The sequence below is a fragment of the Larsenimonas rhizosphaerae genome, from assembly GCF_023700005.1.
Classification (GTDB): domain Bacteria; phylum Pseudomonadota; class Gammaproteobacteria; order Pseudomonadales; family Halomonadaceae; genus Larsenimonas; species Larsenimonas rhizosphaerae.
Window position 1 is genome coordinate 548,764 of the sequence record NZ_JAMLJK010000001.1, and the last position, 22,207, is coordinate 570,970.

Sequence of the window (22,207 nt, forward strand, 5' to 3'; positions counted from 1 at the left end):
GTGTATCCATCATTCTATTCGTTCATTCAGTATTGCCCTGACTATAACCTTTCCCCCATCAGGTGAACTTTTGTTGATGGCCTGAAGTGCCAGTGCCAGGGCGCGAGTTGCTACTTCTTCCGTATTCATTTTCATGCACGAAATGCGATAACCGAATACTTCCGCGTAAGGCACGGCATCAATGCTGAACAGTAGGAGATCCTTGCCTGGAACGAGTCCTGCTTCAAGGCAGGCCTTGATGATGCCCAGGGCGATCTGGTTATTGACGGCAATCACTCCTTCGGGGACATCACCCTGACTCAGCACCTCCTTCATGAAGTGATAGGCGGGGTCCATAGTGAAGTCTGCGTAATGCACTCTGATGGGCGTATCGCCCAGGGCTTCGCGGATGCCGGAGGTTCTCCCAATGGAGACGCGTGAATCACCAGGGCCTGAGATGACCAGTACATTGCCTGCCTTCTGTCTTACCATCCATGCGCCTGCCTGGTATCCGCAGTCAGTATTATCGATATACACCCCGCCGGCATGCGCGATATCAATTTCGCGATCCAGAAGAATTACCGGAATACCACTTTGCTCCAGCCGTGACGCCCATCCAGGATGATAATCTGCATCTGAAGAAATCACTGCGATGATCAGTGCATCAATCCCCAGTGCCAGAAGGCGCTTTACAGCTACCTGTTCCTGCGTTTCGGATTCATAGGAATCCAGTACCAGAATATCCACATCATGATCGAGCCCCGCCTTGCTCAGTGACTGCCCGATATGACCAAAAAAGGGGTTGTTCAGGTTGGGCATGACCACGCCGATGCGCTGATGGCGCGCCGGTACCTGTGGCGATGCCTGGGTGCGCGTCCGTCGATGCGGTCGGTATCCGATTCGTTCAGCGACCTCATGAACCCTGACAAGTGTCTCGGGGTGCACGCTGTCCGGGTTCGAAAAGGCACGCGATACAGTAATTCTGCTGACGCCCGCTTCTCTGGCTACATCTTCAAGTCGGGTACGCTGGGATGAAGGCATCATCAATATCCAGATAGTAGGTGGGGCGGCTGTTTGACGGTCGATTGATAGTATCATTTTGTATCATTGAAAGCAGTGACACTAACCTCGATTTCATCGGAATAAGGGTTAAAACATTCCGGCGTGCCTGACGTCATGTGCCTTTTGGTATTAACTGATACTAAATGATAGGAGAGGGCTTGCGTATCATTGGTGCATCATTGTCTTCCACCCCCTGGCAGTTGACTGGCCAGGCACATCACAATAAAGGGGATCGGCAAATGAGCACATGGCGAGTACTTGTCAAGGGTATCGGCATCGCAGGGGTTGTTGGCTGTGTCATGCCAGCCCATGCGGACACCACCATTACGGTAGCAACGGTCAATAACCCGGATATGGTGACCATGCAAAAAATGACGGCGGCGTTCAAGAAGGCGCATCCGGACATTAACGTGAACTATGTCACCCTGCCGGAGAATGAATTGCGGCAGAAGATCACGACCGATATTGCCAGTGGCGGGGGACAGTACGACGTTATTACGGTCAGCAACTATGAAACGCCGATCTGGGCAAAAAACGGCTGGCTGAAGCCGATGGATAATCTACCGGAAAGCTATGCCTCCAATGATTTGATCGATTCGGTACGCCAAGGGTTGTCTGCTGACGGTACGCTGTATGCGCTGCCATTTTATGCTGAGTCCTCCATGACCTATTACCGGAAGGACTTGTTCAGCAAGGCCGGGCTCACCATGCCGGAACGACCTACCTGGGATCAGGTGCAGACGTTTGCAAGGACGCTCAATGACCCGGCGAACGGTGTATACGGCATCTGCCTTCGCGGATTGCCGGGTTGGGGGCAGAACATGGCGTTGTTCGGCACCATGGTCAACGGTTACGGCGGGCGCTGGTTTGACATGGACTGGCAGGCGCAGCTGACCAGTGAGCCCTGGAAAAAGGCCGCTGCCATGTATAAAAGCCTGTTGACCGAATACGGGCCTCCCGGTGCCACCTCCAATGGCTTTACCGAATCCGAGACACTATTCGCCAATGGTCAGTGTGGCATGTGGGTCGATTCCACGGTCGCTGCCGGGTACCTCTCTGATCCAGCCACGTCAAAAGTTGCAGATCAGGTCGGTTTTGCTCAATCGCCCTATCAGACCACACAAAATGGTGCCAACTGGCTGTATGTCTGGGCACTGGCCGTGCCGAAGTCTGCTCCGCACGCCGAGGCCGCACAGACCTTTGTGGACTGGGCTACCTCCAGCCAGTACATCTCCTCGGTAGCAGCCGACAAGGGCTGGCTGGGTGTGCCGCCAGGAACTCGCACATCAACCTATGAAAGCGATGGCTACAAGAAGGTGGCCCCCTTTGCCTCATTGGTGTTCAAGGCCATTACATCCGCTGATCCGAACCACCCCACCGCCGAGCCGGTGCCTTATACCGGCATTCAGTTCATCAGTATCCCTCAGTTCCAGGCCATCGGAACCCGGGTTGGCCAGCTGATGGCGGGCATCGTGTCCGGTCAGAGTACGATCGAGCAGGGGCTTGAGCAGGGTCAGCAGTTTACCCAGCGTCTGATTGACCGCGCCGGTTACGGCAAGAAGTAGCCGTCTGCCCCGGCATGCGGTCATATCATCGCGTGCCGGGGCGATCCTTGGCATTGAATACCAGGATAATCCCATGAATACAGAGGCAACAGCCCTGTCCGATAGCCCTGATCGCGGCAGAAAACTGCACCGACGGCACGGCCCACCGGTTAAGCGTCTGATGGCGCCGGCGGTCATCTTCCTGCTGGTGTGGATGATCGTCCCGCTGGCCATGACAATTTATTACGCCTTCCAGAATTACAACCTGATGATGCCCACCATGCGGGGCTTTGCCGGGTGGGAAAACTTCTCGATTCTGCTGAACGATCCGACCTTCTGGTCGGCTCTGGTCAATACCCTGGTACTGGTGGGAGCCTGCCTGATCGTGACCGTCGGGCTCGGCCTTGTACTGGCACTGTTGTTCAACCGTACCTTCATCGGGCGCGGCATTGCGCGCACGCTTGCCATCTCGCCGTTTTTTGTCATGCCTGTGGTGACCGGGCTGATTTTCAAGAACATGCTGTTTCATCCGGTCTACGGCATCTTTTCATGGGCCATGCGTACGCTGGGCCTTGAGCCGATAGACTGGCTGGCCCATTACCCGATGCTTTCCATCATCATGATGATTTCCTGGGAATGGACCCCGTTTGCATTGTTGATTCTGCTGACCGGTCTGCAGTCGTTGCCGGAAGACCAGATCGAGGCGGTACGGCTGGATGGGGCCAATCGCTGGCAGGAGTTTCGCCATATCGTGATTCCCCATCTGGGGCAGGTGCTTTATGTGGTGGTCATGCTTGAAAGTATCTTCTTCCTGACCTCCTTTGCCGAAATCTACGCAACAACCAGTGGTGGTCCGGGAACGGCGACAACCAATCTGCCGTACTACATCTATCTGTCGGCCTTTTTCCAGTATGACATCGGTCTGTCTTCTGCTGCCGCGATCGGGGCGGTGGTTCTGGCCAATATCTTTGCCTTTTTCCTGATCCGGTTTGTGGCCGGCAACCTCAATGCGGGAGGGCAGCGCTGATGGAACCAAAACGTTCAATCGGGCTGGCAGTCGTAGGCTGGCTGGTGGCTCTGATCATGTTCTTTCCCATCCTCTGGATGATACTGACCGCGTTCAAGACCGAGCAGACGGCGTTCTCGATGACACCGCAGTTCATCTTCAGCCCTACTCTCGACAGCTTCAGAACGGCGCTGGACCAGGGGGCAGGGTACTGGCACTACGCTCTGAACTCAGCGATCACCTCGGTGATATCGACATTGATCGGGCTGGCGCTGGCCATTCCGGCCGCCTATGCCATGGCATTCTTTCCCTCCAAACGCACGGATTTCACGCTGGTCTGGATGGTATCCACCAAGTTCATCCCGGCGGTCGGGGTCCTGATTCCGATCTTTCTGGTCTACAAGTCACTTGGGCTATTGGACACGGATGCAGGGCTGATCATGCTGTTTGCTGCCATGAACCTGCCGATCATGGTCTGGATGGTGTACTCCTACTTCAAGGATATCCCCAGAGATATCGTCGAGGCTGCAGACATTGATGGCGCCGGCACCCTTCAGACCATGGTGCAGGTCATCCTGCCGCTGGCGCTGCCGGGGCTTGCCTCCACGGGGCTGCTGGCACTGATTTTTGCCTGGAACGAAGCCTTCTGGAGTCTGACCATGGTGGATCACAACGCTGCGACGCTGGCACCGTTCATCGCTTCGTTCAAAAGTGCCGAGGGGCTTTTCTGGGCCAAGATGTCGGCCGCGTCAGTACTAACCGTTACCCCGATTATCGTCCTTGGCTGGTTTGCCCAGCGACAGATGGTGCGCGGGCTCACGTTCGGCGCGGTGAAGTAACCCGGGCTCTTCTCTTTACATGAGGCGAGCCTGGAGCTCGCCGGATTACGCACAGGAGCAGGACATGGCCGTTGTCGAACTCAATAACGTTGCCAAGCGCTATCCCGGCAGTGGCAGCAAGGGTGCTGCCGCCAATGCCGTTGATGACTTCAATCTGATAACCCGCGATGGGGAGTTCATCGTGCTGGTGGGGCCCTCGGGCTGTGGCAAGTCCACCACCATGCGAATGATTGCAGGCCTTGAGGCCAATACCGGCGGTGAGATACGCATCAATGGCCGGGATGTCAGTCAGGTCGCTGCCCGGGATCGTGATATCGCCATGGTGTTTCAAAGCTATGCGCTTTATCCGCACATGACGGTCTTTGACAACATGGCGTTTGCGCTCAAGCTCAAGAAGTACCCAGGGGAAGATATCCAGAAGCGCGTTAAAGAGGCCGCAGAGGTTCTTGGTATTACCGCGCTGCTGGACCGCAAGCCACGGGCCCTGTCCGGTGGGCAGCGGCAGCGGGTCGCCCTGGGGCGTGCCATAGTCCGTAGTCCGCAGGTTTTCCTGATGGATGAGCCACTGTCCAATCTGGACGCCATGCTGCGAGTGGACATGCGGGCCGAGATCATCAAACTGCACCGCAAGCTCAAGGTCACGACCTTCTATGTAACTCATGATCAGACCGAAGCGATGACCATGGGCGAGCGGATCGTGGTCATGAAAGATGGTCGAATCCAGCAGATTGATACGCCCAATACGCTGTATCACTGTCCTGCCAACCTGTTCGTGGCCGGGTTCATCGGCACCCCTTCCATGAACTTTCTGAAGATGACGCTTGGTCAGCACGGCATGATGCTCACCGGGCCGACGGCTCGACTGCTGGCCAGCCCCGAGCGTCAGGATCTGTCGAATCACCGGGGCCAGACCCTGTGGGCCGGTATTCGACCGGAACATCTGCGGCCCACCGATGCCGATGACTGTGCCGCTCTGCTGACCGGTGAGGTGGATGTGGTCGAACCTCTGGGGGCGGTCACCATGGTCCAGATGACGGTTGATGGTCATCGCATTACCGCCCAGCTTGATGGTGATACTCGCGTCAGCATTGGCGATACGCTGACGCTGACCTGTGACAGTGACCAGCTGCACCTGTTTGACACCGAGACCGAACTGGCTCTGCCCCGTACTCACGCAATGTCGACCACGACAGTCTGAACACTTGATTAAAAGCCACCAGGGAGATACCCATGCAGGCACTTTCAGCAACGACCCTGAATGCCCTTGAAGGAGTTGATGTTCCTCGTTTTGATCGCAGCCAGGTATCCGTCGGCATCGTGCATTTTGGTGTGGGCGGCTTTCATCGCGCGCATCAGGCCATGTATCTCGATAGGCTGATGAATGAAGGCAAGGCGCTGGACTGGGGCATTTGCGGCGTCGGTGTAATGCCTTCCGATACTCGAATGCGGGATGTGCTGGCCGCCCAGGATGGGCTGTATACGCTGGTGCAAAAGCATGCCGATGGGCAGTACGAAGCGCGGGTAATCGGCTCGATGGTACGTTATCTGTACGCTCCGGATGACCCGGAGATGGTCATCGAAACCATGGCAGCCGAGAGCACCCGCATCGTGTCGCTGACCGTTACCGAAGGAGGCTACAACTTTCATCATGTGACCGGCGAATTCAATCTGGCTCATCCGGATGTAATGCATGATCTTGCCGAGGGAGCCGTGCCTGTAACGGTATTCGGGCTGGTGGTCGAGGCCCTGTCCCGCCGCCTGTCCCGTGGTTTGCCGCCCTTTACGGTCATGTCCTGCGACAATATTCAGGGGAACGGTGATGTTGCGCGCGCCATGTTTACGGCTTACGCCGAGCACAAGGCACCGGACGTCGCTGCCTGGATGAAGGCGTCGGTACCGTTCCCGAATTCGATGGTCGACCGCATCACCCCGGTCACCACGGACCAGGACCGCGCCGATGTGGCGTCGCGCTTTGGCATCGAAGATGGCTGGCCGGTCGTGTGCGAGCCCTTCACCCAGTGGGTACTGGAAGATCATTTTTCCCAGGGGCGACCTGCCTTCGAAGACGTTGGTGTTCAGGTCGTGGATGATGTCATGCCCTACGAGCTGATGAAGCTGCGTTTACTGAATGCCAGTCACCAGGCGCTGACCTATTTCGGTTACCTTGCCGGTTATCGGTATGCCCACGAAGTCTGCAGTGATCAGCTATTCAATGATTTTCTGCTGGATTACATGACGCTTGAGGCCACACCTACGCTCAGTCCGGTGCCAGGCGTTGATCTTGAGGCCTATCGTCATACGCTGATCGAGCGTTTTGCCAACCCGGAAATTCGCGACACCCTGGCTCGGCTGTGTGCCGAAAGCTCGGACCGTATTCCGAAGTGGCTGTTGCCGGTGATTCGGGAGCAGCTGGCACGCGGCGGTGATATCAAGCGTTCTGCTGCGGTGGTTGCCAGCTGGGCCCGTTACGCCGAGGGACAGGACGAGCAGGGCGAGCCCATCGAGATAGTGGATCGTCTGAAGGATGACCTGATGGCGATGGCAGCAGATAACCGACGACATCCGACAGCCTTTATCGAAAATCAGGATCTGTTCGGTGACCTGGCCAGTGAGCCACGGTTTGTCGAGGCATACCTGTCGGCGCTTTCACTTCTACATACAACGGGAGCCCGGGCCACGCTCGAGGCGCTGCGCTGAGGACAACTCAGGGAGACGGCATGTATATCGGTGTGGATTGTGGCACTCAGAGCACCAAGGTGGTGGTGCTCGACCCTGACCGACAGATACTGGTCGGCGAGGGGCAGGCCCCGCATGAGTTGATCAGTGGTGCTGATGGGCAGCGAGAGCAGGACCCGCAGGTCTGGATCGATGCGCTGGAGCAGGCACTGGCTACCGCACTTCGACGTGCCGGCATTGATGGCCGGCAGGTACGTGGCATAGGCATTTCCGGCCAGCAGCATGGTCTGGTGGCTCTGGATGCTGACGGCTGTCCGGTGTATCCCGCCAAGCTCTGGAATGATACTCAGGCCTTTCGCGAGTGTGCGGCCCTGATCGAGGCCATGGGCGGAGAGGCCGGCTGTCTGGCGCGGCTGGGAGTGGTTCCACAGCCAGGTTATACCGCGCCCAAGCTGGCGTGGCTACGCGCGCACCATCGTGCTGCCTATGATCGGATTGCCACCGTGCTGTTACCGCATGACTACCTTAACTTCTACCTGACCGGTGAGCGGGTTGCAGAATGTGGTGACGCGTCAGGCACGGCCTACTTTGATACCCGTACGCGGTGCTGGGATACAAAGGCCTTTCACCATGTGGCGCCGGAGCTTGACCCTGAACGGGTCCTGCCTCGACTGATCGCATCGGATGAACCTGCCGGCATGCTGACGCCACAGATGGCTGCTCGACTGGGCCTTGCTGCGGGAATTCCGGTGTCTTCCGGCGGGGGCGATAACATGATGGGGGCCATTGGCACGGGGAATCTGTCGCCTGGTGCCATCACCATGAGTCTGGGTACCTCCGGTACGGTGTATGGCTGTGCTGATGCGCCGGTGGTAGCCGAGCCAGGGCTTATTGCCAACTTCTGTGCCAGTCATGGGGGATGGTTACCGCTGATCTGCACCATGAACGTTACCTCGGCTACCCGGCAGGTACAGACATTGCTGAGCCTGGACCTGCCCGGCTTTACGTCAGCCGTGGCTGCCGCGCCGCCAGGCGCGGAGGGTGTTCAGGTGCTGCCGTTTTTCGATGGCGAGCGGGTGCCGATGCTGCCCGAGGCCACGGCCAGTTTCATCGGCCTCTCGGCGCATAACACCACGCCTGCCAACCTGTGTCGTGCCGTCATGGAAGGCACCACCTTCGGACTGCGATACGGGCTGGATCTGCTGCGGGCACAGGGCATCACACCCCGCGACATTCGCCTGGTCGGTGGTGGGGCCAACAGTGCGGTCTGGCGTCAGATGGTCGCTGACGTCATGAATGTGCCGCTGGTGTGTGTGGCGGGGGAGGCGGCAGCGCTGGGCGCAGCCTTGCAAGCCTGGTGGTGTGATCTGACAGGCCGGGGAGACACCACGAGTCTGCAGACGCTGTGTGATCAGGCAGTACAGGTGGATGAATCAACACGGACTCGGCCTGATCCGGCCAGGTCACAGGCCTATCAGGGACATTACGAGCGTTACCTGACAACGCTGGCTGCACACTACCCGCATCTGTCGGTCGCACCGCGGTAAACCGACCTCGGCCGAGTTGAGGTATGATGCTGTCGTTGCGCAGGGTGGCATCTCTTTTATCACAACGTATTGGCGGAGTAGCGGGTTATGGCCGGGTCGTGGTTTCCCCACTGGAAGAAGGTAGGTATTTCGGAGCAGGCGCTGGTGGCCCCCGATGAGCGATTGTCGGGCGCGCAGACACTGGTAATGGGCATTCAGCATACGATTGCCATGTTTGGCTCGACGGTGCTGGCGCCGCTGCTGATGGGATTTGATCCCAACGTGGCCATCTTCATGTCCGGGGTTGGCACTCTGCTGTTCTTTTTGCTGGTGGGCGGCCGGGTGCCGAGCTATCTGGGGTCGAGTTTTGCCTTTATCGGTGTGGTCATGGCCGCCACGGGGTATGCCGGCCAGGGAGCCAATCCCAATCTGGCCATGGCACTGGGAGGCATTATTGCCTGCGGTGCTGTATATGCCCTGATCGGCCTGGTAGTGATGAGCACCGGCACCGGCTGGATCGAGGCCTTGATGCCGCCTGCCGTTACCGGGGCGATCGTCATGATGATCGGGCTCAATCTGGCCCCCGTGGCGGTCGAGAGTGTCTCCGGGTCACCGTTTTCAAGCTGGATGGCTCTGGCGACCGTCATTTGCATTGGCGGGGCGGCGGTGCTGACACGCGGGGTGCTTCAGCGACTGTTGATTCTGGTGGGGCTGCTTGCCGCGTATGGGGTGTATGCCTTGCTCACCAATGGCTTCGGGCTGGGAACCCCCATCGATTTTTCCGCTGTTGCCCAGGCGCCCTGGTGGGGGATGCCGACCTTTACGGCACCCACGTTCAACCTGCATGCCATGGGGCTGATTGCCCCGGTGGCTGTTATTCTGGTGGCCGAAAACCTGGGGCATATCAAGGCCGTGGGCGCGATGACGGAACGCAACCTGACTCCCTGGACCGGGCGCGCCTTTCTGGGGGATGGGCTGGCTACCATGCTGTCCGGTGCGGCAGGTGGTACGGGCGTCACTACCTACGCCGAAAACATCGGCGTCATGGCGGTTACGCGGGTCTACTCCACCCTGATTTTCGTTGCCGCGGCGGTCATGGCCATGGTCATGGGCTTCTCGCCCCGGTTCGGGGCCGTGATTCAGACCATCCCGGGCCCGGTCATGGGCGGAGCATCCATTGTGGTCTTCGGTCTGATTGCCGTGGCGGGTGCCCGTATCTGGGTACAGAACCAGGTAGATCTGTCCAATAACGCCAATTTGATCAGTATTGCCGTCATTCTGGTGCTGGGCGCTGGCAACTTTTCATTGCACTTCGGCCAGTTCACTCTGGATGGCATCGGTACTGCGACCTTTGGCGGCATTATATTGCACGCTATGCTGCGCTGGCGTCAGCGGCCACACTGACGTTCTGCCGGGTTCGCATGTTCTCGAACCCGGCCTTTCCCCTTCATGCCATTTCTACGTCATCGCCAGGTGCCCGGCGTACCAGCGCGTGTTGCATGTACTGAGGTGTGGCAAAAAAACCGCACCCTGCATGAGGGTTTATAAAAAAAATCCCAGGTGTAGAAGCCGGTAACAAAAAGTTTTGTGTGCTGTTTTGCCGCACGCTTGAGGTATCGCTGATGAAGGAGATATCTCATGCAACTCAATGATCCCCGCCTGTTTCGCCAGCTGGCCTATGTCAACGGTATGTGGACTGCCGGTGACCAGGGTCGTGATCTGGCCGTCGATGACCCGGCCACCAATGAAGTATTGGGCCATGTGGCATTGCTTGAGCGCGATCAGATCACTGCCTCGGTGACGGCCGCTGAACAGGCCTTTGCCCACTGGCGCTCGCTGAGCGTCAATGAACGTGCCGCCAGGCTGCATGCCTGGCATGACCTGTTGCAGGCGCACAGGGAGGACCTGGCGGTCATCATGACCCGGGAGCAGGGTAAGCCGTTGGCTGATGCACGGGGCGAGGTGGATTACGGCGCCAGCTTCATTCAGTGGTTTGCCGAAGAAGGCAAGCGAGCCGGAGGTGAGACCATTCCCAGCCACCTGCCCAATGCCATGCTGGGCACCCTTCGTGAGCCGGTGGGAATTTCGGTCATGTTTACGCCGTGGAATTTTCCATTGGCCATGATTACGCGCAAGGCGGCGGCTGCGCTGGCAGCTGGTTGCCCGGTCATTGTCAAACCGGCGGGGGAAACGCCGTATTCGGCATTGGCGCTGGCGGAGCTGGCGGAGCGGGCCGGCATTCCGGCTGGCGTTTTCAATGTGGTCACCGGTGATGCCGAAATGGTCTCGGAGGTGCTGTGCAACGATACGCGCGTTCGGTCGGTATCCTTTACGGGCTCTACGCGGGTCGGCAAGTTGTTGATGAAGCAGAGTGCATCAAGCGTCAAGCGCATGGCACTGGAACTGGGGGGCAATGCACCCTTTATCGTCGGACCGGACATGGACCCGGACGAGGCTGCCAGGGAGGCACTGGCCGCTCGGTTTCAGACGGCGGGGCAGGACTGTCTTGCCGCCAACCGCATTTTTGTACACGCCAGCATTTATGAGCAGTTCATTGAGCGGTTTGCGGTGCACATGAAGCAGCTTCGTGTTGGCAATGGTCTGATGGATGTCGACATTGGGCCGCTCATTCACTCACGTGCCGTGGACATGGCCTGCGCCCTGGTCGACGATGCCGTTCACAGGGGCGCCCGGTTGATCGCCGGTGAACAGTCCATGGCGCCGGGTGCCAACTTCTTCATGCCGACGCTGGTGGCTGACATTACGCCGGAGATGCGGGTCTTCCGGGAGGAAACCTTTACTCCAGTGGCGGCAGTGTGTGCCTGGGAGGATGAAGAGGCTGTCATTGCTGCGGCCAACGATACGGAATATGGCCTGGCGGCCTACGTGTATACCCATGATGTGCGCCGAATCTACAGGTTCATGCGCGGGCTTGATTATGGCATGGTCAGTGTCAATACCATCAAGATGACCGGCGCCCCCGTGCCCTTTGGTGGCATCAAGCAGTCGGGGCTGGGCCGGGAAGGTGGTCACGCCGGGATCGAAGAATATCTGGACACCAAGTACTTCTGCCTGGGTAACATGCCGAGCGTATCGGGCAGCTGACGATGCCATGCCATCAATGACGCGGGCCCGGGAGACCGGGCCTGCTGCCTTTCAACGGGCCGGTTCATGGATTCAACGTCTGTCCTGCTCAAGGATGTCTACGCCGCCCGGCGGCGTATTGTCGGAAGCTCTGGCCGGTGCGGTGGCCGCCAATGCGCCGTCTCGCCCTGACAGCCAGCGTGTGACGGTGATCGGTGCTGGCATGCAGGCCAGGCTTCGGGTCGAGGCGCTTACACTGGTGCGTGATATTCGTCAGGTGTATGTCTGGGCGCGGCATGCCGCCAGGCGGATATTATAGTGACCACTACCCCCTCTCGCATGCCGCTGCTGTTTGGCGATATGCTGTCATCAGGTGTGCATGTGACAGCAATGGGGTCGGACAGCCCGGACAAGCAGGAACTGGACCGCTCGGTGATGAGTCGTGCCGATCACATGGTTGTCGATACGCGGACGCAGAGCGAGCATAACGGTGAGTTAAAGGCCTGGTCGGGTGAGCCCGTGCCTGTTGAGGTGACCGGGCTGGGCGTACTGCTGGCCGAGGGCGCGCCAGGGCGCAGGAGTGATCAGGCCATTGCGGATTTTGCCTTGTCCTGGCTGACATGACAGGCTGTGTGTAAGCCGACCTAATACTTGTATCTGGTACTTTAAAGCTAGCTAATTTTAATTAAAACAGGCTAGTGTGGTGTCATACCAGGGAAGGGGCGAGCAGGCTGCTGGCTCATGATAACAGTACAAGGGGAATGGCATGGGATTGGATAAGCAGACACGTCAGGTAATGGCAGAAATCGAGCAGCAACTGGCGACGCTGGAGCTCCCGCTGGCCCCATCGCAGATGCGGCTGCAGGCTCAGGCCCGCAGTGACCGCTACGGGCTGGCACGAACACCGCTCGACAAGGTGACCGACTATGCCGTGGCCGGCCCGGCACAGGATATTCCTGTACGTGCCTACCAGCCGGACCGACCGGTGCCACAGAATGGGTGGCCGACCCTGCTTTATTTTCATGGCGGCGGTTTTGTTATCGGGGACCTCGAGACGCATGATGCCCTGTGCCGTTACCTGTGTTCAGAAGGCGGCGTACAGGTACTGGCCGTGGATTATCGACGGGCACCCGAGGCCACGTTCCCGGCGGCGCATGAAGATGCACTGGCCGTGCTGGATGCCATTGCCATGGCGCCCGAGGAATACGAAATAGACCTGTCCCGTGTCGTGGTGGGCGGTGACAGCGCGGGCGGGAATATTGCAGTTGTGCTGGCTCATGCCTGCATCGGGCGTGATGACATCATGCTGGCCGGGCAGATGTTGCTGTATCCCTGGCTTAGACTCTCGCCGGCGCCGGATTCGCCTTCCAAACGTCACTGGGGGCAGGGGTATGGGGTGGAGCTGAGCGATCTGAACCAGTTCGCCCTGCTCTACGACCCGCGCCTTGACTGGGACGCGCCGACGGCCTCACCGTTTTATCTGGGCGAGCTGTGGGGACTTCCGCCCGCCTTTGTGGCCTCCATCGAGCATGATCCGTTGTGCGATGAAGCCGAAGTGTTTGCCATGCGTCTGGCACAGCAGGGAATTGCCGTGACCTGGCGTCGTTATCTGGGCACCGTTCACAGCTGCGCTGTCATGGCCGGAGCCATCGATCAGGGGCGCTATATGCTTGATGATGCTGCCCAGTGGCTTCATGCAATGGCTCAGCCTGCGCGCTGAGCAGCAGAGTCCATGCCGGTTCCTTCCCGGGTGGTCTGTGTTGAACCACCGGGCAGGGACTGGCAGTCTGACGGCTCTTTTGTGCGCACGGGGTACTGGCTGAATGGCTCACTCATCGGAGGCGTCCTGGTTTTCGACTCACCTGGGAACCTGGCCGCTTGGCCCGCAAGGCACCTCAATCAATCCTCATGATCCGGCGCCGGGCCTGTCCGGCGAGGAATTTCTCGAACTGGCCTCTCATTCGGTCCGTGTACAGGCCCCCATGGTGCGGCGTGGCTGGCGATCGGGAGATAACGGGGCCGGGCGGGGAGCGGACAGCTTCGAGCCGGTCAGCTGGGCGGAAGCGACCCGTCTTGTTGCTGATGAACTTCAGCGTGTGGCTGGTGAACATGGCAATGACGCCATCTACGCCGGCAGCTACGGCTGGGGAAGTGCCGGACGATTTCATCATGCCCAGAGCCAGATCAAGCGGATGCTTAACCTGTTTGGCGGCTTCTCCTGCTCGGAACATTCCTATAGCTATGGTGCCGGTGCCGTCATACTGCCCCACGTGCTGGGCGCCCCGTTCGGAGATACCAATGCCTGTGCCCCTGGCTGGGATCAGGTTGCTGCCCATACGGATGTGATGCTGGCGCTTGGGGGGTTCCGGCCGGGTAATACCCGATGTGATGCAGGCGGTGTCTTTGCCCATACGGCGCGATCCTGGCTTGAGAAGGCGTGTCGGCGGGGGATGACGCTGATTGTGGTGTCGCCGGATGCCGCTGATGCACCGGCCTGGCCGAACGTAACGCATATCCCCCTTCGTCCAACCACTGACACGGCGCTGATGCTTGGTCTGATCGGAGAGCTGGAAGCCCGTGGGCAGGGGCAGCATGACTTTTTGTCCCGCTACTGTACCGGCCATGAGGCACTGGCTCGGCATGTGCTGGGTGAAGACGACGGAACGGTACGCAATGCGGCCTGGGCCGCGGAAATTACCGGTATGTCACCAGCCCGTATCGAGGCATTGGCACGCCAGCTGGCGGAAGCTCGACGGCCCCTGATTGCCATGAGCTGGTCCCTGCAGCGTGCACGGTTCGGCGAGCAGCCCTGCTGGGCAGCGGTATCGCTGGCAGCCTGGCTTGGTCATATAGGGGCCCCGGGTGGAGGGGTGGCCTTCGGGCTGGGATCGGTCAACTCGGTCGGTCAGCCGGTGCGTCCACTCAAGGCACCGGGCGTTTTCCAGGGGATTAACCCTGTCTCATCATGTATTCCCGTGGCCGGACTGGGCGATATGCTGGCGAGCGCCGGGCAGCCCTATCGCGTCAATGGCGATCTGCGCCGCTGGCCCAGGGCGCGGTTGATCTATTGGGCCGGCGGTAACCCGTTTCATCACCATCAGGACTTGAACCGCCTGCGCGATCTCTGGAAACGCCCTGACACGGTCATCGTGCATGAGCCGGTCTGGAGCGCGACGGCGCAGCAGGCCGACATCGTACTGCCGGTTACCCTGCCTCAGGAGCGCAGTGATATCAGTGGCTCGTCCAATGATCGTACTCTGGTTTATAGCCCGGCCGGGCGGGAACCTCAGGGGCAGGCGCTTACCGATCATGCCATCTGTGCCCGTATCACGGCTGCCATCGGGCAGGAAGAGGTCTTTCGAGACGGGCGCAGCGAGGGTGACTGGCTCGCGTATCTCTATGCCGGGTACCAGGCCCGTTTTCCGGAGCTGCCTTCCTTTGAGGGCTTTACTGCAAAGGGCGCGGTAACGCTGGATGAAGCAGCGTTGGCGCCGGTTGTCCAGACGCCTCTGGCGGCGTTCGTGGACGATCCTGTTGCCTGCCCGTTGTCTACACCTTCCGGACGAATCGAGCTTTACAGCGCCACTATCGCGGCCATGGGGCTTGAAGAGTGTGGCGGGCATCCTGCATGGCAGCCTCCCGAGGAGTGGCTTGGAAGCCCTCTGGCCGCGCGCTATCCTTTCCATCTCCTGTCACCTCAGCCCCTGCATCGCCTGCACAGTCAGCTCGACAAGGTAGGCGCCAGCGCCCGTCACAAGCAGCACGGGCGGGAAGTCGCTGTCATGGCCCGCGCCGACGGAATCGCCCTGGGGCTGATCGATGGGCAGTGTATCAAGCTGTTCAATGACCGCGGAGCGTGTCTGGCCGGGCTTGCGTTGTCGGATACCCTGATGCCGGGTGTCATTGTGTTGCCGACCGGTGCCTGGTTCAGCCCGTCTGATACCCTGCTGGCTCCCAACGGTACCCCGCTTGAACGTGCCGGTAATCCGAATGTACTGACGGCCGACCGGCCGACCTCCGAACTTGCTCGCGGGTGCGCCGCCAACAGCTGTCTGGTGGCGGTAACTGCCGCGACCGCTGAAGAACAGGCTGATGTGCCCTGATCCGGGGCATGGCGCTGCAGATGGGCTTATCTATACTTGAACGCTTAAGGCAGTGGCAGTGCGTCATGCATGCTGCTGTCCTGTTGTATCCAGAACAATCACAACAACGTTGCAAGGAGCTGGCCCATGGAGTGGCTGACGAGTATCGAGCAGGCCGTCAATGCGGTGACGGATCCTGTCAGCAATTTTATCTGGACCTATATTCTGGTGTATCTGCTGCTGGGGGTCGGTGTCTTGTTTACCGTTATCACCCGATTCATGCAGTTTCGGCTGATCGGTCACATGGCTCGGGTTACCTTCACCAGTCGCGGCAGTGGTGATGGTGTCAGTGCCTTTCAGGCCTTTTCTACATCGCTTGCCGGGCGAGTCGGCACGGGGAACCTGGCAGGCGTGGCGCTGGCGCTGTGGGTCGGCGGGCCGGGGGCCATCTTCTGGATGTGGATTACAGCCCTGGTCGGGCTGGCGACGGCTTTCATCGAGTCGACGCTTGGGCAGGTATACAAGGTTCGTCATGAAGACGGCGTATTTCGCGGTGGTCCGGCCTATTACATCGAGCACGGCCTGGGACAGCGTTGGCTTGGATGCGTGTTTGCCGTCTTTTTGATTATCGCCTTCGGGCTGGCCTTTTGCGGGGCACAGGCCAATACCATTTCCCGGGCGCTGGATGCGGCGTTTGAGGTACCGTCCTGGCTGACAGGCGTTGTGCTGGTGATCATGACGGCGATGATCATTTATGGCGGCATCAAGTCCGTGGCGCAGGCCGCCGAGAAGATCGTGCCGTTCATGGCGATTGCCTATCTGCTGGTGGCGCTTTATATCCTGTTCGCCAATGCCAGTGAGGTGCCGGCGATGCTGGCGCTGATTGTCAAAAGTGCCTTCGGGTTCGGTCCTGCCGTCGGCGGGGCGGCCGGGTTTGCCATCAAGGCAGCGATGGAAAACGGCGTCAAGCGGGGCCTTTTTTCCAATGAGGCCGGTATGGGGTCGGCACCCAATGCTGCAGCCACCGCCACGGTGCGTCATCCGGCGGCCCAGGGGCTGGTTCAGTCCTTCGGGGTCGTGTGTGACACGCTGATCATCTGCAGTTGCACGGCGGTAGTGATCCTGCTGTCCGGTGTGTATCAAACGCTGATGGCCGGCTCACCCGGTGCCGATATTCAGGGCATTCAACTGACCCAGGATGCCATGACCGACCATCTTGGTGTATTCGGCACCTGGTTTATTGCCGTGGCCATTTTCATGTTTGCCTTTACCTCGATTCTGGCGGACTACGCCTATTCATCGGTCAATATCGAGTATCTGTTTCCGCGCCATGCGAAACAGGCGGATCAGGTGCTGCGTATCGTCGTTTTGCTGATGGTCATGGTGGGGGCCGTTGCGTCGCTGGATTTCATCTGGCATTTCGCGGATCTGGCCATGGGGATGATGGCAACCGTGAACCTGGTGGCCATCGTGCTGCTGGCACCGGTGGCCCTCAAGGTGCTCAGGGATTATGAGCAGCAGCGCCGCGATGGCGTGCGTGAGCCTCGCTTTGATCCTCGCAGGGTGCTGAAGCACCCCGAACAGGTGGACGGCAGTGTCTGGCCAGAGAAGGAAGCGGTGCGCAAGTAGATCGTGCGCAGGCTCATGGTTAACAAAGGGGCGGCCTTCTGGCCGACCCTTTTGTTTATCGGGTATTCAGACGTCGTCGAATCCGCCACCGAAATCATCAAAGCCGCCACCATCGTCAAAGCCGCCATCGTCATACCGGGAGGGGTCATCCATGCCCCCGTTATCGGCGAAATCAGGCTGGCCCATGTCATTGTTCATGTCACCGCCCATGTCCTCGGCGCCGGGGTCACTCATGTCGCTGCCGGTATCATTGTCATCGAGCGTATTGGCGACATCCTCGGGCTTGTCATCGTGGAACATGTCCATCATCAGGTTGCCGAGCATCAGCCCGCCGGCGACACCGGCGGCGGTCTGTAGTGCCCCGCTCATGAAACCGCCCCCCCGGCTGCCTCCCATGGGAGAACCGCCGTAACCACTTGGCTGGGAGTTTCGAGCACCAAACCCAGGGGCCATGCCGGCGTTGCCGCCACCGGTGCCCGGGACCCGGTCGCGGCCGCTGCCACTGCGAGAGGCCGGCGCGGCACCGGCATTACTGCCGCCGCCAAACAGGCCGGCCAGAAAACCGCCGCCACCGGCGGGTTGTTCAGCCTGTTTCTTCTCCAGTGCTTCCACCTTTTGCTGCAGCCGCTTGAGGGCTGCTTCCTGCATGATGATGGTCTGCGCCATGTAGTAGGGCGCCGCAGGCTGTGCCTCGACATGTTGCTGAATACGTTGCTCGGCATCGGTATCGCGCTCGCCGCTTTTCTCTTCGGCTGTTTTCAGCCGGTCGAACAGGCCATCGATAAAACGGTTGGCATCATTACTCATTAATGTGTCCTCACGTAAAAGGGGCTTTCAGGCTTTGAATGCATTTGCCGGAAGAGGTTCATTACCTACCGGGTCAGATGATTGACCAGTGCCGGCAGCTCTTCCATGTGGTAAAGGGCGTGGGCGCCTGCCGGGGTCGCTTCCTGATCCGGGAAATGATTGATGTGAATGACCTGCATGCCGGCAGCCAGACCTGCCTCGACGCCTACGGCCGCATCATCGATCACGATGGCGTTTTCCGGTGCAAAGGCCAGCGCTCGGGTGGCATGCAGATAAAGCCCGGGGTCAGGCTTATGGCTACCCACTTCATACGCCGAATAAAGGTGATCACCAAAATGATGCGCCAGCGCCGAAGCGGCCATGGCTCGTCGAATCTTCTCGATGGGGCCATTGGAGGCGACGGCCTTGGGGTGGGGCAGACGTTCGAGTGCGGATTCGATTCCTGCAATGCGAGGGACGCCCTGATCCATTCTGGCATACAGGCGACGACGCATGGCCGGCATGGCTGCTTCCCGGGCATCCGGGGTGATGTCACCGTGTTCGCGTTCGAGGGTGGCCAGGATGGTGGGAAAGGCCGTGCCTCGAAATCGGGTCATGTAATCCGCCGGGACGAAGGGCAGCCCCAGTTCGTTAAAGGTCTCGGTCAGCACATCGGCCAGCAGGGGTTCGCTGTCAACCAGCGTGCCATCGCAATCAAACAACAGGCAGACGTTTCGGGCCATGGTATCTCGCTTTTAGCAGGTGATGTCGCAGTATGGCGGTCGGATCTTTTCCCTGCCATGTATCGTTTGGTGTTGTAAGCCGGCCTGAACCACACTCTGGATTCATGGACGATAACAGGATCTGGATGTGAGCGTAGAGCATGAACTGGGCGATCTGAGCGCCACCGAACTGGTGGCCGGGTTTCAGCGCGGTGACTGGACACCGGTTGAGGCTGTCGACGCCTCCCTTGAGCGTATTCAGCGTTTCAACGATGCCGTCAATGCATACTGTCATGTGGATTACGAGGGCGCGCGGGAGGCGGCGCGTGCCTCGGCAGCACGCTGGAAGCGCGGATCCCCCCTGAGCGCGGTGGATGGAGTGCCCACCTCGATGAAGGACTTGACCGAGGTCAGGGGCATGCCGGCACGTGAAGGCTCACTGACGACTTCGACAGCGGCCTGTACTCGGGATGCGCCACCGGCGCGAGCCATGCGCGAGGCTGGTGCGGTATTGCTTGGCAAGACCACCACGCCTGAATTCGGGTGCAAGGGCGTGACCGACAGCCGGGTTTACGGTATTACGCGAAATCCCTGGGATCTGTCGAGGACGCCGGGTGGATCATCCGGTGGGGCCGCAGCGGCCTGTGCCCTCAACATGGGGGTGCTGCACCAGGGAGGTGATTCCGGCGGCTCGATTCGTATTCCGGCCGCCTTCTGTGGCGTGTTCGGATTCAAGTCCACGTTCGGGTGGGTGCCACAATGGCCCCCGAGTACCATGGCGAGCCTGTCTCACATTGGTCCCCTGACCCGGACGGTGGACGATGCTCTGCTGATGCTCAACGTCATCGGGCGGTTCGATCCACATGACTACTTCAGCGTGCCGGGTCAGCCGACGGACTGGGGGGAGCAGTGCAGGGCCGATGGCCGCCTGGATGGCCTGCGTATTGCGATGTGTCCGACACTGGGATGTGCCGCACCGGACCGCCGGATTCTGGAGCATCTGGGCGAGGCCGCCGAGCGGCTGGAGGCTCTGGGCGCGACGGTCACGCGCATCGAGCCCGAAATAGAGAGCTCGCTTGAAACGTATCGGGTGCTGTGGGCGTCGGCCTCTGCCAATCAGCTCAGTCATATCCCGGCGCAGCATCACGGGGTGATGGATCCGGGGCTTCGGGAAATTGCCCGCTTCGGCGAGCAGTTCAGTGCCGTGGACCTGCTTGATGCCCAGACTGCCCGCACGCGACTCAATGGCCATCTTGATCGCTTCTTCGACAGCCATGATCTGATGCTGACACCCAGTGTAGCCATTCCGCCCTTCGAGGCTGGTCATGATGTACCGCCGGGCAGCGGCATGCGGGACTGGATGGAGTGGACGCCGTACTCCTACCCCTTCAACCTGACCCAGCAGCCGGCTGCCTCATTGCCGTGCGGTTTTACCGATGACGGGTTGCCGGTAGGGATTCAGCTCGCCGGGGCGCGTTTTGATGACGCCAGACTTCTGCGGGCCTGCCACGCCTTTCTGAAGGCATGGCCTGCGGCCTTTCCTTCGGCACCGCAGGGAGCATCGTGCGGAACTTGATGCGTTTGTAACGGTCAGTAACCTTACTGGCTGTATTTTAACGGGAGGACCCCGCCATGCTGATTCGTTCACGACGTCCGCAGGACCCGACAGAAAATGATGTGACGCCGGAGGCCATGTACCGCAATCGGCGCTGGTTCATGGGGGCGATGGGCGGACTTGGTCTGGCGGCGGCCCTGCCGGGCACGGCCTGGGCCAAACCGCCCTGGAAGGATGTCACCCCGGCCGAGGCACCGGCCTGGTTTGCGGCCATGAAGGAAAACGTGGCATGGGACGCGGTAGTGCCCGAGGATCAATCGGTCGACAAGACCACACCGTTCAAGGACGCGACCAGCTACAACAATTTCTTTGAATTCGGGACCGACAAGAGTGATCCCGCCAATCGGGCCGGCCAGCTGACGACCGAGCCCTGGACGGTGATGATCGATGGTGAGGTCAATAACCCGGGCAAGCTGTCGCTTGAAGCGCTGATGACGCCTTCCCGCCTCGAGGAGAGGATCTACCGTCTGCGCTGTGTCGAGGCGTGGTCGATGGTGATTCCATGGCTGGGGATTCCGCTGGCGGACGTGATTCGCCGCGCCGACCCGACCGGCGAAGCCCGTTATGTGCGGTTCGAGACGCTGGTGCGTCCCGAGGAAATGCCCGGGCAGCAATCGCGCTTCAACCTGATCGACTGGCCTTATGTGGAAGGTCTGCGGCTCGATGAAGCCATGCATCCGCTGGCCTTTCTGGCCGTAGGCAATTATGGCCGGGTGCTGCCGAATCAGAACGGGGCACCGCTCAGGCTGGTCGTTCCCTGGAAGTACGGCTTCAAAAGCATCAAGTCGATTGTCAGGATATCGCTGGTCCGTGACCAGCCGCTGAATTCGTGGCAGAAGATTGCCTCCAGCGAGTATGGCTTTTACGCCAACGTCAATCCGAATGTGGATCACCCCCGCTGGAGCCAGGCCACTGAGCGCCGGTTGCCGAACTCCCTGTTCAACCCCAACCGCATGGATACTCGGATGTTCAACGGGTACGAGGAAGTAGCCTCGCTGTACAGCGGCATGGACCTGAGGAAACACTTTTGATGACCCTGTCGTCGCCGCGTGTACTGCTGCTCTGGCGAGTGCTTGTTTTCATGGCAGCGCTGTCTCCACTGGTGTACTGGAGCACTCAGGTTGCGCTTCAGCAGGCCGGTCCGGAGCCTGGCAAGTATCTGCTGCTGGGGTTTGGCCTGTGCGCCCTGGTGATTCTGTTGCTGACCCTGAGCCTGACGCCGCTATCGAAACTGACCCGCTGGAAGGGCTTTACCCTCATTCGCCGTCAGCTGGGACTATGGGCATTTTTCTATGCGCTGCTGCACCTGAGCAGCTATCTGGTATTCATTCTGGGGCTGGATTTCAGTGTGCTGTTGCAGGATATCGCGCGCCGCCCTTATGTGATTGTTGGCATGCTGGCGCTGGTGGGGCTGCTGGTCATGGCGCTGACCTCCAATCGCTGGGCCATGCGCCGACTGGGCAAGCGCTGGAAGCCCCTGCACAAGGTGGTCTATCTCGTGCTGGCGCTGGTGCTGCTGCATTTTTTCTGGGTCGTACGCGCTGACATGACCGACTGGGCCGGGTACGCGCTGGCCGCGGTGGCACTGATGAGTCTGCGGCTACCGGCCATTTCGACCCGCCTGCCTTCCCTGGGCAAGCGTCTGGGGCTGCGCTGA

17 protein-coding genes and 1 pseudogene are annotated in these 22,207 nt (G+C 59.8%); 15 read left to right on the forward strand and 3 right to left on the reverse strand.

What is annotated here, in order from left to right:
- Nucleotides 1-9: 9 nt before the first annotated feature.
- Nucleotides 10-1,023 (reverse strand): LacI family DNA-binding transcriptional regulator, encoded by a 1,014-nt coding sequence (locus NAT21_RS02410; RefSeq protein ID WP_250935390.1) that lies wholly within the window; start codon nt 1,021-1,023, stop codon nt 10-12.
- Between the two features lie 257 nt (nt 1,024-1,280).
- Here NAT21_RS02410 and NAT21_RS02415 point away from each other — a divergent pair, with 257 nt between their 5' ends.
- The 12 genes and pseudogenes from NAT21_RS02415 (at nt 1,281) to NAT21_RS02470 (ending at nt 17,427) form a co-directional block, all read left to right on the forward strand.
- Nucleotides 1,281-2,606, forward strand: coding sequence for an ABC transporter substrate-binding protein (locus NAT21_RS02415; RefSeq protein WP_250935392.1), 1,326 nt, complete (start codon nt 1,281-1,283; stop codon nt 2,604-2,606).
- A 160-nt stretch (nt 2,607-2,766) separates the two neighbouring features.
- Complete coding sequence (locus NAT21_RS02420; protein ID WP_250937957.1) at nt 2,767-3,612, forward strand: carbohydrate ABC transporter permease; 846 nt, start codon at nt 2,767-2,769, stop codon at nt 3,610-3,612.
- Nucleotides 3,612-4,430: a carbohydrate ABC transporter permease gene (locus NAT21_RS02425; RefSeq protein WP_250935394.1), complete on the forward strand. Its 819-nt coding sequence runs from the start codon at nt 3,612-3,614 to the stop codon at nt 4,428-4,430. Before NAT21_RS02420 ends, NAT21_RS02425 begins: the two co-directional genes overlap by 1 nt.
- 64 nt (nt 4,431-4,494) lie before the next feature.
- Nucleotides 4,495-5,628: an ABC transporter ATP-binding protein gene (locus NAT21_RS02430; RefSeq protein ID WP_250935396.1), complete on the forward strand. Its 1,134-nt coding sequence runs from the start codon at nt 4,495-4,497 to the stop codon at nt 5,626-5,628.
- A 32-nt stretch (nt 5,629-5,660) separates the two neighbouring features.
- Complete coding sequence (locus NAT21_RS02435) at nt 5,661-7,127, forward strand: mannitol dehydrogenase family protein (RefSeq protein ID WP_250935398.1); 1,467 nt, start codon at nt 5,661-5,663, stop codon at nt 7,125-7,127.
- A 20-nt stretch (nt 7,128-7,147) separates the two neighbouring features.
- Nucleotides 7,148-8,653 (forward strand): xylulokinase, encoded by a 1,506-nt coding sequence (gene xylB / locus NAT21_RS02440; RefSeq protein WP_250935399.1) that lies wholly within the window; start codon nt 7,148-7,150, stop codon nt 8,651-8,653.
- 87 nt (nt 8,654-8,740) lie between these two features.
- Entirely contained in the window at nt 8,741-10,036 is a 1,296-nt protein-coding gene (locus NAT21_RS02445) for a solute carrier family 23 protein (protein ID WP_250935400.1), read from the forward strand.
- Between the two features lie 234 nt (nt 10,037-10,270).
- Complete coding sequence (locus NAT21_RS02450; protein WP_250935401.1) at nt 10,271-11,737, forward strand: NAD-dependent succinate-semialdehyde dehydrogenase; 1,467 nt, start codon at nt 10,271-10,273, stop codon at nt 11,735-11,737.
- A gap of 94 nt (nt 11,738-11,831) precedes the next feature.
- A pseudogene (locus NAT21_RS02455) lies at nt 11,832-12,340 on the forward strand (hypothetical protein).
- 142 nt (nt 12,341-12,482) lie between these two features.
- Nucleotides 12,483-13,436: an alpha/beta hydrolase gene (locus NAT21_RS02460; RefSeq protein WP_250935402.1), complete on the forward strand. Its 954-nt coding sequence runs from the start codon at nt 12,483-12,485 to the stop codon at nt 13,434-13,436.
- A 103-nt stretch (nt 13,437-13,539) separates the two neighbouring features.
- On the forward strand, nt 13,540-15,819 hold the full coding sequence (locus NAT21_RS02465) for a molybdopterin-dependent oxidoreductase (RefSeq protein WP_250935403.1): 2,280 nt from the start codon (nt 13,540-13,542) through the stop codon (nt 15,817-15,819).
- A gap of 126 nt (nt 15,820-15,945) precedes the next feature.
- Nucleotides 15,946-17,427 carry an alanine/glycine:cation symporter family protein gene (locus NAT21_RS02470; RefSeq protein ID WP_250935404.1) on the forward strand — a complete coding sequence of 494 codons (1,482 nt, stop codon included), beginning with the start codon at nt 15,946-15,948 and terminating at the stop codon, nt 17,425-17,427.
- 66 nt (nt 17,428-17,493) lie between these two features.
- Here the strand turns inward: NAT21_RS02470 and NAT21_RS02475 are convergent, their stop codons facing one another.
- Both NAT21_RS02475 and NAT21_RS02480 read right to left on the reverse strand, forming a co-directional pair.
- Nucleotides 17,494-18,234 carry a DUF2076 domain-containing protein gene (locus NAT21_RS02475; protein ID WP_250935405.1) on the reverse strand — a complete coding sequence of 247 codons (741 nt, stop codon included), beginning with the start codon at nt 18,232-18,234 and terminating at the stop codon, nt 17,494-17,496.
- 65 nt (nt 18,235-18,299) lie between these two features.
- Entirely contained in the window at nt 18,300-18,956 is a 657-nt protein-coding gene (locus tag NAT21_RS02480) for an HAD family hydrolase (protein WP_250935406.1), read from the reverse strand.
- Nucleotides 18,957-19,083: 127 nt separating this feature from the next.
- Between NAT21_RS02480 and NAT21_RS02485 the strand changes: the two genes are divergently transcribed.
- Genes NAT21_RS02485 through msrQ form a run of 3 tightly spaced genes read left to right on the forward strand, consistent with a single transcriptional unit; the run spans nt 19,084 to nt 22,207 of the window.
- The gene (locus NAT21_RS02485; RefSeq protein WP_250935408.1) at nt 19,084-20,511 is read left to right on the forward strand and encodes an amidase; all 1,428 of its coding nucleotides are present in this window, start codon (nt 19,084-19,086) and stop codon (nt 20,509-20,511) included.
- A 56-nt stretch (nt 20,512-20,567) separates the two neighbouring features.
- The gene (msrP, locus tag NAT21_RS02490) at nt 20,568-21,581 is read left to right on the forward strand and encodes a protein-methionine-sulfoxide reductase catalytic subunit MsrP (protein WP_250935411.1); all 1,014 of its coding nucleotides are present in this window, start codon (nt 20,568-20,570) and stop codon (nt 21,579-21,581) included.
- Nucleotides 21,581-22,207 carry a protein-methionine-sulfoxide reductase heme-binding subunit MsrQ gene (msrQ, locus tag NAT21_RS02495; protein ID WP_322974112.1) on the forward strand — a complete coding sequence of 209 codons (627 nt, stop codon included), beginning with the start codon at nt 21,581-21,583 and terminating at the stop codon, nt 22,205-22,207. Before msrP ends, msrQ begins: the two co-directional genes overlap by 1 nt.